Raw genomic sequence first — 14,174 nt, 5'->3', positions numbered from 1 at the left:
TGCATCAGGGGCTGAATGAGACCTGATGGCCTGATGGTTGCGGCTCAGAACAGGGGTTCGCTGCAGTGGTAGCCGGCGTCCTGCTGCAGCTCAAGGCGCCGGGCCTCGGCTTCCTCGATCGCCAGCCAGTGACGTCGCTTGAGCAGGGGCATCTGGGGGGGCAGGTGGCTGCCTTCGCGGATCTCCACGGCTTCATGGCTGGGCAGGAAGCGGACGTAATCAGACCCTCCATCCCGGCGGGGGCGAACCAGCCAGATCGGCTGAGGCATGGCCGTCACCTTGACCTTTCGTTGCAATTGATTCTGGCGAGGCCAGCGGCGGGCTGTGGCTCAGATCGCGATCGGCTCCACGCCGCTCACCACCGGCGCCACGGCGCTGAGTTCGAGCTCGGGGTGATCCTCCTTGAGCTGGTTGAGGTTCCACTCGTTCTTGAACAGCAGCACCGGCCGGTCCCAGGCGTCGCGCACGGTCTTGCAGTTGAAGATGCGGCCCACCTTCTCCAGCGCCGGCCAGCCACCCGCCACCCAGCGAGCCACGCTGAAGCCAAGCGGTTCCAGGCGTGTTTCCACCCCGTATTCGTTCTCCAGCCGGTACTGCACCACCTCCATCTGCAGCTGACCGACGGCCGCCAGGATCGGATCGCGCTTGCTGGCGTCTGTGTCGTAGAGGATCTGCACCGCCCCCTCCTCGCGCAGCTCATTGACCCCCTTGCGGAAGCTCTTGAAGGCCGAGGGGTTGGGGTTGCGCAGCCAGGCGAAGATCTCCGGGCTGAAGCAGGGAATGCCCTCGTATTCCACTTTCTGGCCCACGTAGAGGGTGTCGCCGATGGCGAACATGCCGGGGTTGTTGAGGCCGATCACATCACCGGGGTAGGCGGTTTCGACCACCTCGCGGCCTTGGCCGAACAGCTTCTGGGGGCGGGAGAGGCGGATGGTGCGACCGCTGCGGGCATGGCGCACGCTCATGTCCTTGTCGAAGCGGCCCGAGCAGACCCGAACGAAGGCGATGCGGTCGCGGTGGCGGGGGTCCATGTTGGCCTGGAGCTTGAACACGAAGCCGCTGAATTCGGGCCGCAGCGGATCGACGGGGCCGTCGTGGCTGGTGCGGGCCACCGGCCGCTGGGCCAGCTCAAGGAAGGCATCGAGGAAGGGATGCACGCCGAAGTTGGTCATCGCCGACCCGAAGAACACCGGGCTGAGCTCACCGGCATGCACCAGCTCCAGGTCGAGGTCGGCACCGGCGCCATCCAGCAGCTCCAGTTCCTCGATGGCCTGAGCCAGGAGTTCCGGCTCCACCAGCTCGGCCAGTTCGGGGCTGCCGGCGGCCAGGCGCCGCTCGGCGGCCTGGCGACCTCGCTCGGCGCGGGTGAACAGGATCACGTCGCGGCTGCGGCGGTCGATCACACCGCGGAAGCGGTCGCCGCTGCCGATCGGCCAGTTCACCGGCCAGCAGGTGAGGCCCAGCTCGCTCTCGATCTCATCGATCAGCTCCAGCGGCTCGCGCCCCGGCCGGTCCATCTTGTTGATGAAGGTGAAGATCGGAATCCGCCGCATGCGGCAGACCTCGAACAACTTGCGGGTCTGGGGCTCGAGGCCCTTGGCGGCGTCTTCCAGCATCACCGCGTTGTCGGCGGCGGCGAGGGTGCGGTAGGTGTCCTCGGAGAAGTCCTGGTGGCCGGGGGTATCGAGCAGGTTGATCGTGCTGCCGTCGTAGTCGAACTGGAGCACGGTGGAGGTGATCGAGATGCCGCGCTGCTTCTCGAGCTCCATCCAGTCGGAGGTCACCTTGCGCTGCTCGCCCTTGGCCTTCACCGCACCGGCCTGCTGGATGGCACCGCCGTAGAGCAGCAGTTTTTCGGTGAGGGTGGTCTTGCCCGCGTCGGGGTGGGAAATGATCGCGAAATTGCGCCGCCGCGCCACGGCCTCAGCCAGGGCCTGCTGCTCGGGGTCCACGGCCCCGCTCTGTGGTGCCTTTGTGGTGCTGCTGGTGGAAGTGCTGCTCATTGCCCCAGCCTGCCATCGGCCTCACCGCCACCACAGGGCCAGGTGCCAGCAGATGGCTGAGCTTGCGGATGTAGTCGGCATCGGAGGCCGCCTCGATCAGCAGTTCCTCTCCCTGGCGGATGGCCTGCGCGGCGATCACGAGGTGTTCACCGTGCTCGGTGAGCCCGGAGAGCACCGCATTGGCGGCCTCGCCGGGTCGTGGAAAGTTCCAGTACTTTGCCCCGTCGCCGCAGACGATCACCCAGCCGGGTCGGGCCGGATTGGTGTAGCCGTAGTGGAGAAGCTCCAGCCGCCGCGAGGGGGTGAGGGAATCGAGGCGCAACGCGTCATCGAGGCCGGGCTCGAACCGCCAGAGCACCGTGCCGGCGGCCAGCGGCGCCAGGCTGAACAGGCCGAGGCCATGAACGGGGCTGGCGGCGATGCGGTGCGCGATCTGGAGTCCCATCAGGGATTGGCGTCACGGCGGGAAGAGAACCCGGCCAAAACTTCTGGATGATTCGGATCCACGTGAGGGTCGTGCAGGCGGTGAAGCGCCATCTGCACGTAGCGAAGACTCCGGTAAGGCTCCGGCAGGGCTTCGATGCTGGAGATCGCCGCGGCGATGCGCCCCTCGGCGGCGGCCTCGAATGCCGCCGCGAAGCTGGCCTCGAAGCGGAGATCGGCGGGGCTGGCTTCGCTGCGGCGACAGCGGATCTCGAATAGCTCGACGGTTTCGCTGATGCCCCGCAGCCGGGCATCGTCGATCTTGATGATCAGATAGTCCTCGGCGGCGGCACCGAGAGCTGTGATCAGGCAGCGGGTGGCGAGGATGTGGGTGCCGTAGCGGCGGTTCACCGTCTCCACACGGTTGCAGAGATTGACGCGGTCGCCCACGATCGTGTAATTGACGCGGGTGGTCGAGCCGATGTTGCCCACCACGACGGAGCCGTAATCGAGGCCGAAGCAGGTGCTGAAGCGCAGTGATGAACCCTGCTGATTCCAGCGTTCGTTGAGCGCTTCGATCCCCTGATAGCAGAGCAGTGCCGCTTCGACGGCGGCACGGGCGGGCTGCTCGATGGCATCGGGTGCCCCCCAGAAGAGCAGAGCGGCGTCGCCCATGTATTTGTCGAGGATGCCGTGGGTGTGCTCGGCGGAGTCATGAATGATGGTGAAGTATTCGTTGAGTGCGTGGAGGATCGCTTCAGGGCTGAGCTTTTCGGTGAGGCCCGTGAAGCCGATGATGTCGGTGAACATGATCGCCAGATCCCGCACTTCGCCGTTCAGCGGGATAGCGCTTTCTTGCACCACCAGCTTGCGCACGAGGCTGGCGGGTACGTAGCGGTTGAAATCCACCAGGGCACTCTCCACACGAGTGAGCGAGTTGGAGATTTCATGAATCTCATGCACCCACTGGCACTTCAGCGGCGGCGGCGGCTTGGCGGGATTCAGCTCGAGCCGAGAGATCGCCAGCAGTCGGTCATTGATGCGGCGCAGTGGGCCGCTGATGCGGCGGCCGAAGATCGCGGCTGCCGGTAACAGCACCAGGAGGCTGAGCAGATACCCCTGGGAGAGGGTGCGAAGGATGCGCTCACGCTCATCGACAACACTCTGGGCCGAAATATCGATGCCGAGCACCGTCTCGAAGCTGCCATCACGACGGAACAGCGGGTAGTAGCCCGAGAGCCAGGTGCCCCACTGATCGGTCACGAAGGACCGGTCCACCTCGAAACGGCCGGTCTGCCAGATGCGGTGGAGGGCGTCGGTGCTGGGGCTGGTGGTCATCACCGCACCGATCTTTTCGAAATCCTTGCTTCCGTAGGGTGTTCCATCCACCACGAAGGCATAGCGGGAGAATGCATCCTTCGGCTTCCCCGACACCTTCCTGAGCGTGTAGATGAAGCGCACTCCCTCGATGTGATCCAGCGCCTGCGCCAGCTGGGCATGGCTGCGCAGATAGATCGGATCGCTCTGTTTGGAGGGATCGCGCAAGGTGGCCAGATCGTCGGCATCGAGCTCGGCGGCCAGTGTTCGGGTGGCCTCGCGCAGGCGCATTGCGGTGGCCTGCTGCGCGACACCGAGGCTGCTGGTGGTCACGACGATGCCATTGATCACCGTGGCGACGGTGACCGTTCCGGTGAAGATCAGCGCCAGGGTGGGAGCGATGCGCCAGCGAAAGGGCCAGCGCAGACGCCTATGAGGGGTATCAGTGATTGCTTGGGCTCCTTGGCGCCCATCCTCCGTCATTCGTGCGTTGCCACCGGATTTCAGGACCCTAGGCGTGGTGTCCGCTCACGTCCATCGGCCGCCGATCCAAAGATGTGGTCCCAGAGGGTGAGGATCAGACCGAAATGACGGCTGGGATTGCTGTGATGCTGAAGGTGATAGGTGCCGCAGGCCAGCACGCGGGTGATCGATCCGCCGATGGCGGGATTGTGATCGAAGCGTTGATCACTGAGCAGGATTTCATAGAGATAGTGGAGGCCGAGCAGGGCGGGACCCTGGGCGGGGAGCAGAGCGGCGATCAGCAGGGCCGGCAGGGTGAGCGTGATCCATACATCCAGCGTTTCGGCGCTGGTGTCGAACCAGAAGAGGAGGTGATGCCAGCGCAGGATCCGTGGCTGCAGCAGATAGCCGGGGGCGTGATGGGCTCGGTGCAGGCTGTGGAGCAGATTCAAGCGGCCGTCGTGGTGTGCCAGGCGGTGGAGCGCATAGGCGAGGCCGGTCCAGGCCAGCAGCGCGGCGATGAACAGGACAAACCAGCGCGCGAACTCCAAGGCTGTCGGTGGTTGTTGAAGGCGCACCTGTTGCGGAAGCGTAGGCACGCCTCAGGCCGATGTCCCGTTCAGCGTTGATGTGACAGGGGCTGCCGCAGAAATCCAGCATCCCTAGTGGTGTGCCCCACTGGCGGTACCCACCCGTAGCGTCTAGGCTCCGCAGACCATCCCGGCCCCATTGCCGTGACCTTGTCGATTACGCCCCCGACCATCCAACGGAGCACCGCGCAGGTCACTCCGCCAAGCGCGGAAACGACCCCCGGCGCCCCCGCGGGTCCCCACTCCGATTTCCCTGCCACGGCCCCGGCGGCGAACCCCGTCTTTTACCGCACCTATTCCCGCCGCACCGCGGACGGCCGCGAGAGCTGGCACCAGGTGTCCGAGCGCAACCTGGAGGGTCTGCGCCAGCTGGGCCATCTCAATGGCGAGGAAGTGGAGCTGATCCGGCGCATGCAGAAGCACCAGCAGGCGCTGCCGTCGGGGCGCTGGCTGTGGATCGGTGGCACGCCCTGGATCGAGCAGCGCCATAACTTCTCCGGCGCCTACAACTGCACCTCCACCAACCTGATCGACTGGGAAGCCTTCGGTCTGATGATGGACCTGGCGATGATGGGTTGCGGCACCGGCGCCATCATCGAACCGCACCTGATTGAGCGGCTGCCTCTGGTGCGCAACCGGCTGGTGATCGAGAGCGTCAGCCCGATCGGTCTCACCCCCGCCGGAGAACGCCAGGAGGCCACCAGCCACAGCATCGATGGCAACCGGGTCGAGATCAAGGTGGGCGACACCCGCCGCGGCTGGGTCGACAGCTATCAGCTGCTGCTGGAACTCAGCAGTGATGAGCGCTTCGACGCCGAGACGCCGATCACGGTGAGTGTGGACCTCTCCGATGTGCGGCCGGTGGGCGAAACGCTCAAGGGCTTCGGCGGCATGGCCAACCCCGTGAAGCTGGGCGACCTCTACGGCCGCGTGGTCCAGATCCTCAACAAGGCGATCGGCCGCCGGCTCACCTCGGTGGAGTGCTGCCTGCTGATCGATGAGGCGGCGGTCACGATCGTGGCCGGCAACATCCGCCGCAGCGCCGGCATGCGTCAGTTCTCCGCGGAGGATTCATCCGCTGCTGGCGCCAAGGAGAACCTCTGGAAGCAGGACGCCGAGGGCAACTGGAGCATCGACCCCGAGCGCGATGCGCTGCGGATGGCCAACCACACCCGGGTGTTCCACAGCCGCCCCTCGAAAGAAGTGGTGCTGGAGGCGGTGGTGAAGCAATTCCAGAGCGGCGAAGGAGCAATCCAGTTCGCGCCGGAGGCGATTGCTCGCTCCAATGCCGATCTGCTCCCCACCGCCGAGCTGCGCGATGAATTCGTTGGCATCTACTGCGACCAGGGCCGCGAGGAGGCGGGCCGCTGGTTGCAGCTGAATCATCCGGAGATTGAAGATAATGAATTGGAGCACAGATTAGGGCGATATGGTCTAAATCCATGTGGTGAAATATTGGGTGCTGATTTCCACTGCAACCTGGCTGAAGTTCATCTGAACCGGATTGATCCGGCTGACCACCAGGCCCAGGCCGATGCCTTCAAAGCTGGCGGCCTGGCGGTGGCCTGCCTGCTGAATCACGACTTCGAAGTGGAGCGCTACCGCCAGAGCCGCGCCTGGGATCCGATTGTGGGGGTGAGCTTCACCGGCCTTTTCGACTTCTTCGTGCATGCCTTCGGCACTGCCTGGTTGCAGTGGTGGGAGCAGGGCCGCCCTGAAACGGAGCAGGGGCTGAAGTTCAAGGCCCAGGAAGCGGAGTACCTGGGGCGCTGGAAGCAGATCGTGAATGAAGCGGTGTGGGACTACTGCGACCGCCACGGCCTGCGTCGCCCCAATCGCTGCACCACGGTGCAACCGGCCGGCACCAAGAGCCTGCTCACGGGCGCGTCCCCCGGCTGGCATCCCCCCAAGGCGCAGCGCTTCATCCGTCGCATCACCTTCCGCAAGAATGATCCGGTGGCGCTGGCCTGCATGGACTACGGCTACACGATCGTGCCCAGCCAATCAGATAAGGACGAGCAGGGGCGATTGCTGGATGATCCCTTTGATCCCCGTTGCGGCGAATGGCTGGTGGAGATCCCCACTGAGGTGAGCTGGGCGAACATCCCAGGCGCTGATGCGGTGGAGATCAACAACTTCTCGGCGCTGGCCCAGTTCGACTTCTACATGCAGGTGCAGAAGCACTACACGGCCCATAACACCTCCGCCACGGTGGAGTTCCGCGAAAACGAGATCGAGCCACTGGCCGAGGCGATCCACCAGGCGATCGATGGAGGAGAGGGTTACATCTCGGCGGCGCTGCTGGCCCGCTTTGATGCCAATGCCACCTTCCCGCGGCTGCCGTTCGAGCCAATCGACCAGGCCACCTACACCCGCCTGCAGCAGGAGGTGGCCGCCCGCTGCCGCACCGCAGATTTCTTTGAAGCGCTGCAGCGTTACGACCAGGGCGAACTGGTGGAAGCTGGACCAGCCGGCTGTGATTCCGACAAGTGCCTGATGCCTCTGGCCAAACCAGCCTCATGAGCGCCCGCAGCTGGCCTGCGGGCGTGGTGATCAGCTTGCTGTGCCTGGGCTTGCCGGCCCGGGCCAGCAGTGATCTCAACCCCGACATCGAGAAGATGTGCCAGGGCTTGGCGGTGATCAACACCGAGCTGGGCGCCACGGCGGCTCCGGGCTCACCGATGGCCAAACGCATGCAGAACGAGTTGTCGCTTAGCCAGGATCAATACGGCGCCCTGTGGTCGTTGATGAAGCTCACGCCCACCAGCACCTGTTCATCGTTGTATTGAGTGAGTCTGAACTCAGCCATGGGTAGCGGCCGCCTTGAAGCCTTCAGTGACGGGGTGCTCGCCATCATCATCACGATCATGGTGCTGGAGCTCAAGAGCCCTGAGGGTGAAGGTGCCGGGGCGTTGCTGTCACTGGCACCGATCTTCTTCAGCTATGTGCTGAGTTTCGTGTATGTGGGGATCTACTGGACCAATCATCACCACCTGCTGCAGGCCTGCCGGCGGGTGAGCAGTGGAGTGCTCTGGGCCAATCTGCATCTGCTCTTCTGGCTGTCGCTGGTCCCCTTCGCGACCCGCTGGATCGGCGAAAATCACTATGCCTCCCTGCCCACTGCGGTCTACGGCATCAACCTGCTGTTGGCAGCGATGGCCTACTGGATCCTGCAGCAGGCGATCATCAGCAATGACGGCCAGACCTCCCTGCTGCGGAAGGCCATCGGCCGCGACCTGAAGGGCCGCATCTCTCTGCTGCTGTATGCCATGGCCGTGCTGGCAGCTTTTGCGCTGCCGTGGCTTGCACAGGCCATCTATGTGCTGGTGGCCCTGATCTGGATCATCCCCGATCGGCGCATCGAACAGGCCCTGATTGAGGATTGAGTTGTTGATCAGGACATCGGACTGCATCCCTGTGAACAGTTGGTTCACTGGTCCGAGAACCACCGCTCCTTTTTTGATAGCGGCTTCCAACAATCAGGCCTCATCAGGTGTTCATGGCATCACCAATGCTGCGAAGCAAGTGTTTCGTGGAATGGGGGAGAGACTGACGGATGGTTCTCGGAACCACCCAATGACAAGTTAATCGTTAGCCGTTCTCAATCCTTCAACCATCCGACATGGAGATGATCAATGGATTCAAAGATCTATACCAATGCTGACGCACAAAGGGATCCGAGAATCCTCAGGCTGTTCCGTTTCATGCGCAATCCGTTTGTCAGCTTGTTGGTGCTTAACAACCTCTTGCTCTACGTGCATTGGTCAGGCAACGCTTACATGCTGACGTTCCCATCAGGCCTAGGAATGCCCCTGTTCATCCCCTCAGGTCTGTTCACAGGCGCGTTCATCATCGCGAACTTGCTGCTCGTGTATTGGAGCTACGCGCATTTTCTGGAACGTAGAGAGGTCAGCGAACTCGCTCTACCCGGTTTAGGTCGCGAACTCGTCATCGGTCTGCTGCTCGGCTTCGGCCTATTCACCACCTGCGTCTTGATCGACATGGCTCTCGGTCTCTACCGCATCGAGGGTATCGACCGTTGGCAGAACTTAGTGGCAGGGGTGACTGGGGGGACGTTCACTACACCCTTTGGCGAGGAGCTGCTATTCCGCGGCGTGTGGTTTCGCATTCTTGAGGGCGTGTTCGGCGGCTGGGTGGCGCTGGTTGTCTCCTCCCTTTGGTTTGGCTACGTGCACGCCGGGAACACAGGCGAAACCTTTGCAGGTGTCGCGTCCATCGCCTTCGTTTACGGTCCATTGCTGGCCGTGCCCTTTATGGTTAGCCGCCGCCTGTGGATTGGCATTGGCCTTCACGGAGCTTGGAACTACACGATGGGAAAAGTCTTCTCAGGTGCCATATCAGGTAATTCAGCCTCACCGGGCCTGTTCAAGACCACTTTCCAAGGCCCGGAACTGCTCACCGGTGGTAGCGCTGGCATGGAGGGATCGCTGATCGCCATGCTGGTGAGTCTTGCGTTCACCGCGGTCATGCTGATCCTGGCTGTGCGGCGCGGCTTGATCGTGCCACCTTCCTGGAGTCGCAAGATCACTCGTCCGCAGTTGGACGTCTAACATCAAGCTACAGCGGGCGGTCTCAATGAGTTCTAAATCGCTTCGTCCAGTTTCTTTCCGCCGCTGATCTTGAGCGTTAGGCTTGGAAGTACAGAGAGGAGAACACGATGAGCAACGAACAGGTGTCACCTGAGACGAAAGGTGTTACGGTTAAGTCACTTGCGACCGTTGACCTTGGCCCTGAGATCGAGGGCATGGCAGGGCGTCAACTTCGAATGCGTATGGTAACTATCGAGCCTGGAGGCGTCTTCGGCCCGATTCATGACCACAAAGACAGACCGGGTACCGTTTACATACTGCAAGGGACGATCACTGACCATCGAAATGGAGTCGCTACCGACTATGGACCGGGAGTAGGCTGGCCCGAGGACAGAAATACCACACACTGGCTTGAGAACAGAGGATCGATTCCGGCGGTGGAAATCTCCGTTGACATAGCCAGGAATGAGTAAGCTCAGGCCCCAAACCTAAACCAGTTGAGCCTAATCCGCATCTCTACCGGGCGCGTTTTAGTCGATATTGCATCTTTTGTGCGCTAGTCAGTCACATCGTTTGATAGGAGAACGAAGAAAACACTTGTCGAGTTCCGGTCGGCAAAGTTCCTGCCCTATGAGGGCGAAGAATAGAAGATCAATCCAGGTCTCTGGGACCAACGACTTGCAGAGCATCTCGTGGCAAAGTTCATTGACTGTGGAATTGAAACTGATGAGATGATTCCAGAAGACTGGGGATGGTACATCCCCATCAAGAAGGACGGATTTCATCTTGCTCTCTGCTGTGGCCACCAGAGCGGAGACGCTGACGAGTTCCTCTGTTTCATCGATCCTTGCAAGCCGACAATCAGGAAATGGTTGAAGAAGATCGACACGACAGCCCAGGTCCAGCGTGTGGCGGAAGCGCTTGAGAAGATTCTTGCGTAAGACCCGGACATCAGAGACGTCAATTGGTGGACGGAACAAGACAACTGATTGCCGATAAAACCGCCTGGAATGCTGCGGCTCGTTCGTCGCCGTTGGCTTACAGAACCCGTTCCTACACTGAGCATCCAAGCCGTGCCGCCGCTATGGCCGCCCCCGTAGCCCACACCTGCTCCAGCCGCGATGAGGTCGTGGCGGTATTGCGTGAGCAGTACCCAGATCTGGCCAGAGAGTTCAGGCTGAGCACGTTGGCCCTGTTTGGCTCCTTTGCCCGCGATGAGCAGACGGCCAGCAGCGACGTGGACATCCTGGTGAGCTTTGTCGAGCCCATCGGCTTCGGCTTCATGCACCTGGCCGATCGCCTGGAAGGCCTGCTGGGTCGCAAGGTTGATCTGGTGGCTGCCGACGGAATCAAGGAGAACCGTCGCCCGTTGATCCTGAGCAGCCTGGTTCATGTCGCGCCGTGACTGGAGGTTGTTTGTCGCCGACATGCAGGAGGCATGCATCAAGATCAGCGGCTATGTCAGCGGGATGGGACTTGAAGACTTCCGGGCTGATCCACGAACGGTCGATGCCGTTGTTCGCAATCTTGAGATCAATCCAAGGCCCTTGTCCGCTCATCGCTTTCAAACTTTGCCTCCCCAGGCGCGCCGAGCCAGAGCAGCCAGTCGGTCCGCTGCCTGAACCCTCCCTACTCTGACGACATGACCGGCTCAGACCTCCGCTGGCTCCAGCGCTTCGACAACTTCCAGCGAGCGCTGCTGGTGCTCGAGCGCGGCGTGCAGCTGGCACAGGCGCGGGAGCTCAGCGAACTGGAGCAGCAGGGCTTGATCGCCGATGGCGAAACCTGGATGGGGATGATCCGCTCGCGCAACCAATCCTCCCATACCTACAACTTCGAACAGGCCCAGACGATCGCCCGCGAGGTGATCGATCGCTTCCATCCGGCGTTCTGCGCCCTGAACGATCAGTTCGCCGCCCTGGCTGACGCCTCGCGATGACCACCACCTCCCCCACGCCGACTCCCCAGCGCTATGGCCTGCCCCTGCCGGCCATCAGCGCCATCCAGGAGGTTCTGGCCGCCCATCCTTCAGTGGAAAAGGCGATTCTCTATGGCTCGCGCGCCATCGGCCGCCACCGCCCCGGCTCCGACATCGACCTCACCCTGATCGGAGCCGCGATCAGCAGCAGCACCATGGCCCGGATCGAAGCCGAGCTCGATGATCTGCTGCTGCCCTGGATGATCGATCTCTCACGGCTGAGCGATCTCCGCCACCCGAGCCTGCTGGAGCACATCGCGCGGGTGGGGCAGGTTCTCTATGGCCGCGACCCAGCGCCGGCTGGTACCCCTTGAGCGCGTCCTGCTGCGCTTTCGTCAGCAGATCGCACCCCCCGCACCGATGAACAGCAGGCAAATCCAGCCAGCCCGAGCCAAACTGGCCCCATGACCGCCTCGGCCCGCCCCTCCAGTTATCACTACGTGGTGGATGAGCCGCTACTGGGCACCATCGCGGCCGAGATCCAGGCGGCGATCCCCGGCGCCGAGGTGCGCCTGTTTGGCTCACGCGCCCGTGGAACCGCCCGGCCCGATTCCGACCTCGACCTGCTGGTGACGGTGCCGGACGCTTGGTTGGCGCAGCGTTCGCGCTTTGAGGAGACGGATGCCCTGGGCTGGAAGCTGGCCCATCACCGCCTGCCCCTCGAGCTGTTGCTCTACTCCGCCAGTGAGGTGGAGGAGCGGCGTCATGGGCAGATCAATGTGATTGCCGAGGCCTTCCGCTATGGCCGGCGTCTTGAGCCAGCGGAGCCCGTGCATGGCGCCAGCTGAGACGTCGGCCGCTTTTCTGCGCATCGCCCACTGCGATCTGCGTGCCGCCATGGCCATGGCGGACTCCTCCGTCTTCGAGGAGGACACCTGGGGTTTCTATCTCGAACAGGCCACGGAAAAATCCCTCAAAGCCTGGCTGTTGGTTCTGGCTCGAGAACAACCTCCCTTCACGCACAATCTCCGGCTGCTGTTATAGATGCTGCGGGATCAAGGTGTTGCCATCGAGCCCTTCATGGCTCTCAGCCGGTTCACTCTCTTTGCCGTCCTGCGCCGCTACGACGAAGAACCGGATCTGGAAAACCTGGATCGTCCCGCCTAGAACCAGCGCTGCGCTGATCTGCTCACCCATGTGGCTTCGCTGATTCCATGAATGAGGCCGAAACCCGCGCCGCTCCATTCAGCACATGATGGTGACCAGCTTCTGGCACCAAGACGGCACACCGATGAGTTCACAGCAGTTCCTGGAACTGCTCTATGGCAAGTTGCCGGAGTTCGTGAAGGATGAAGCTGAGCTGCGAGCGCTATGGAGTTCACCAGACACGCACAGCAGGTTGCTGCAGGGCCTTGAGGAGAAGGGTTTTGGTGCAGCCCAGCTGGCCGAGATGCAGTCGATCATTGATGCCGAGAACAGCGATCTTTTTGATGTCCTGGCCCATGTGGCCTATGCTCTGCAGCCCATCCCCCGCGAGGCGCGCGCCGAGCATGCACGCATTTACATCCATTCCAGATTCACCAGCAAGCAGCAGCTCTTTCTGGACTTTGTTCTCCAGCACTACGTGACGATGGGCGTGCAGGAGCTTGCCCAGGAAAAGCTCACCCCGTTGCTGCGCCTCCGCTACCAGAACAGCATTGCCGATGCCGTGGCAGATCTTGGCAGGCCCGAAGTCATCGGCCAGCTCTTTTCAGGCTTCCAGAGGTATCTTTATGAGGCCACTGCCTGATGTGCCAGGCCCGCCAGCCAAGGCTTGCTGACACTCACACGTAGACAGAATCGAGAAGAACATGAACAGAATCCTTGTCGTTCTCACCTCACACAACCAGCTTGGGGATACGGGCCGCCCCACGGGGTTCTGGCTGGAAGAACTTGCCGCTCCCTACTACGTGTTCAAAGACGCAGGAGCAGAGATCACATTGGCTTCCCCCAAGGGCGGGCAGCCGCCGCTCGATCCCAAGAGTGATGATCCTGGCGCTCAGACCGAGGCGACCCGTCGGTTCAAGGCCGACAGCGCCGCGAATGCCGCTCTAGCCGCCACCGCCAGGCTCGACTCGCTCTCGGCTGGCGACTTTGACGCGGTCTTCTACCCCGGAGGGCACGGTCCGCTCTGGGATCTTGTCGACAACAAAGTGTCCATTCAGCTGATTGAAGACTTCTGGGCGACAAACAAGATCGTATCCGCCGTCTGTCATGCTCCGATTGCTCTTGTCAATGCTCATGATGAAAACGGTGAGCACATTGTAAAAGGGCGAGAAGTTACTGGCTTCACGAACTCTGAAGAGGAAGCTGTCGGCCTCACCAAGGTTGTTCCTCTCCTCGTCGAGGACACGATGATTGCTCGTGGCGCCAAGTACTCCAAAGCCGACGACTGGCAGCCCTACACATGCCAGGACGGCAATCTCATCACTGGTCAGAACCCGGCCTCGTCAGAGGCGGTGGCAACACTCGTTCTCGCAGCGCTTGATCAGCGGCCCTGAATATGGATCGACCTGCCTGAGATTCCTAAAATAATTCGGCACGACATCAGCGCCTCAGCTCGCATGCATGGGGCCAGACTGTGCGTGACATGTAGAATCAGGATAGGGATATCAGCTTCCATCTGCTGGCGGAATCCAGTGTCACTCGCTTGTTTTTCTGCACTGCATCGAAAAGCTGAGCCGATCACGACAGGTTCGAGGTGCTACGTGGGAAGTCTGCGCAGGCCCTGCAGCTCGTTCTCCAGCTCAGCGATGCGCTGCCGCAGGGGCCTTTCCCGCTCCTCCAGTTCCGACACCGTGAAGCGGGGCGTTATGAACTGGGGGCAATTCCAGTCGAAGGCGTCCACCTTGATTCGGAATAGGCGCTCCAC

Annotated in this window: 20 protein-coding genes; 14 read left to right on the top strand and 6 right to left on the bottom strand. The window is 62.1% G+C overall.

What is annotated here, in order from left to right; all coding sequences use genetic code 11:
• Nucleotides 1-44: 44 nt before the first annotated feature.
• The 5 genes from CJZ82_RS15120 to CJZ82_RS15100 are packed head-to-tail and all read right to left on the bottom strand — an operon-like array spanning nucleotide 45 to nucleotide 4,756.
• Nucleotides 45-269, bottom strand: a complete 225-nt coding sequence (locus CJZ82_RS15120) for a hypothetical protein (RefSeq protein WP_094556608.1) — start codon at nucleotides 267-269, stop codon at nucleotides 45-47.
• Nucleotides 270-329: 60 nt separating this feature from the next.
• Entirely contained in the window at nucleotides 330-2,003 is a 1,674-nt protein-coding gene (locus CJZ82_RS15115) for a peptide chain release factor 3 (RefSeq protein WP_233130286.1), read from the bottom strand.
• Nucleotides 1,924-2,448, bottom strand: a complete 525-nt coding sequence (locus CJZ82_RS15110) for an SET domain-containing protein (RefSeq protein WP_094556584.1) — start codon at nucleotides 2,446-2,448, stop codon at nucleotides 1,924-1,926. Before CJZ82_RS15110 ends, CJZ82_RS15115 begins: the two co-directional genes overlap by 80 nt.
• Nucleotides 2,448-4,226, bottom strand: a complete 1,779-nt coding sequence (locus tag CJZ82_RS15105; RefSeq protein ID WP_094556583.1) for an adenylate/guanylate cyclase domain-containing protein — start codon at nucleotides 4,224-4,226, stop codon at nucleotides 2,448-2,450. The genes CJZ82_RS15110 and CJZ82_RS15105 overlap by 1 nt, the downstream gene beginning before the upstream one ends.
• Before the next feature lie 20 nt (nucleotides 4,227-4,246).
• Complete coding sequence (locus CJZ82_RS15100) at nucleotides 4,247-4,756, bottom strand: sterol desaturase family protein (RefSeq protein ID WP_158218595.1); 510 nt, start codon at nucleotides 4,754-4,756, stop codon at nucleotides 4,247-4,249.
• A gap of 189 nt (nucleotides 4,757-4,945) precedes the next feature.
• On the opposite strand from CJZ82_RS15100, the gene nrdJ reads away from it, so the two are divergent.
• From nrdJ to CJZ82_RS19120, 12 genes are all read left to right on the top strand, one after another.
• Nucleotides 4,946-7,318 (top strand): ribonucleoside-triphosphate reductase, adenosylcobalamin-dependent, encoded by a 2,373-nt coding sequence (gene nrdJ / locus CJZ82_RS15095; protein WP_369820089.1) that lies wholly within the window; start codon nucleotides 4,946-4,948, stop codon nucleotides 7,316-7,318.
• A complete protein-coding gene (locus CJZ82_RS15090) occupies nucleotides 7,315-7,584 on the top strand; it encodes a hypothetical protein (protein ID WP_094556581.1) in 270 nt (89 codons plus the stop codon). The genes nrdJ and CJZ82_RS15090 overlap by 4 nt, the downstream gene beginning before the upstream one ends.
• An 18-nt stretch (nucleotides 7,585-7,602) precedes the next feature.
• The gene (locus tag CJZ82_RS15085) at nucleotides 7,603-8,181 is read left to right on the top strand and encodes a TMEM175 family protein (RefSeq protein WP_094556606.1); all 579 of its coding nucleotides are present in this window, start codon (nucleotides 7,603-7,605) and stop codon (nucleotides 8,179-8,181) included.
• Nucleotides 8,182-8,430: 249 nt separating this feature from the next.
• Nucleotides 8,431-9,366: a CPBP family intramembrane glutamic endopeptidase gene (locus CJZ82_RS15080; protein ID WP_094556580.1), complete on the top strand. Its 936-nt coding sequence runs from the start codon at nucleotides 8,431-8,433 to the stop codon at nucleotides 9,364-9,366.
• Nucleotides 9,367-9,473: 107 nt separating this feature from the next.
• Entirely contained in the window at nucleotides 9,474-9,818 is a 345-nt protein-coding gene (locus tag CJZ82_RS19670; RefSeq protein ID WP_094556579.1) for a cupin domain-containing protein, read from the top strand.
• A gap of 219 nt (nucleotides 9,819-10,037) precedes the next feature.
• Nucleotides 10,038-10,286 carry a hypothetical protein gene (locus CJZ82_RS15070; RefSeq protein ID WP_143593694.1) on the top strand — a complete coding sequence of 83 codons (249 nt, stop codon included), beginning with the start codon at nucleotides 10,038-10,040 and terminating at the stop codon, nucleotides 10,284-10,286.
• Nucleotides 10,287-10,429: 143 nt separating this feature from the next.
• On the top strand, nucleotides 10,430-10,750 hold the full coding sequence (locus CJZ82_RS15065) for a nucleotidyltransferase family protein (protein WP_094556577.1): 321 nt from the start codon (nucleotides 10,430-10,432) through the stop codon (nucleotides 10,748-10,750).
• On the top strand, nucleotides 10,737-10,967 hold the full coding sequence (locus CJZ82_RS18015; RefSeq protein ID WP_143593693.1) for a DUF86 domain-containing protein: 231 nt from the start codon (nucleotides 10,737-10,739) through the stop codon (nucleotides 10,965-10,967). The genes CJZ82_RS15065 and CJZ82_RS18015 overlap by 14 nt, the downstream gene beginning before the upstream one ends.
• A 20-nt stretch (nucleotides 10,968-10,987) precedes the next feature.
• Nucleotides 10,988-11,284: a nucleotidyltransferase substrate binding protein gene (locus tag CJZ82_RS15060; protein ID WP_094556576.1), complete on the top strand. Its 297-nt coding sequence runs from the start codon at nucleotides 10,988-10,990 to the stop codon at nucleotides 11,282-11,284.
• Nucleotides 11,281-11,637 carry a nucleotidyltransferase domain-containing protein gene (locus CJZ82_RS15055; protein ID WP_094556575.1) on the top strand — a complete coding sequence of 119 codons (357 nt, stop codon included), beginning with the start codon at nucleotides 11,281-11,283 and terminating at the stop codon, nucleotides 11,635-11,637. Before CJZ82_RS15060 ends, CJZ82_RS15055 begins: the two co-directional genes overlap by 4 nt.
• 90 nt (nucleotides 11,638-11,727) lie before the next feature.
• A complete protein-coding gene (locus CJZ82_RS15050; RefSeq protein ID WP_094556574.1) occupies nucleotides 11,728-12,111 on the top strand; it encodes a nucleotidyltransferase domain-containing protein in 384 nt (127 codons plus the stop codon).
• Nucleotides 12,098-12,307, top strand: a complete 210-nt coding sequence (locus CJZ82_RS19120; protein ID WP_233130284.1) for a HEPN domain-containing protein — start codon at nucleotides 12,098-12,100, stop codon at nucleotides 12,305-12,307. Before CJZ82_RS15050 ends, CJZ82_RS19120 begins: the two co-directional genes overlap by 14 nt.
• Here the strand turns inward: CJZ82_RS19120 and CJZ82_RS19115 are convergent.
• A complete protein-coding gene (locus CJZ82_RS19115; protein WP_233130283.1) occupies nucleotides 12,302-12,460 on the bottom strand; it encodes a hypothetical protein in 159 nt (52 codons plus the stop codon). The two genes, CJZ82_RS19120 and CJZ82_RS19115, sit on opposite strands and share 6 nt — an antisense overlap.
• 55 nt (nucleotides 12,461-12,515) lie before the next feature.
• Here CJZ82_RS19115 and CJZ82_RS15040 point away from each other — a divergent pair, with 55 nt between their 5' ends.
• Together CJZ82_RS15040 and CJZ82_RS15035 are read left to right on the top strand one after the other, a co-directional pair.
• Complete coding sequence (locus CJZ82_RS15040; RefSeq protein WP_369820087.1) at nucleotides 12,516-13,052, top strand: type I restriction-modification enzyme R subunit C-terminal domain-containing protein; 537 nt, start codon at nucleotides 12,516-12,518, stop codon at nucleotides 13,050-13,052.
• A 61-nt stretch (nucleotides 13,053-13,113) separates the two neighbouring features.
• On the top strand, nucleotides 13,114-13,803 hold the full coding sequence (locus CJZ82_RS15035; protein WP_094556573.1) for a type 1 glutamine amidotransferase domain-containing protein: 690 nt from the start codon (nucleotides 13,114-13,116) through the stop codon (nucleotides 13,801-13,803).
• Nucleotides 13,804-14,174: the final 371 nt, after the last annotated feature.

The sequence above is a fragment of the Synechococcus sp. 1G10 genome (assembly GCF_002252625.1).
GTDB lineage: Bacteria > Cyanobacteriota > Cyanobacteriia > PCC-6307 > Cyanobiaceae > Regnicoccus_A.
The sequence above is the reverse complement of the archived record's forward strand: the minus strand, read 5'-3'. Positions and strand labels throughout refer to the sequence as shown.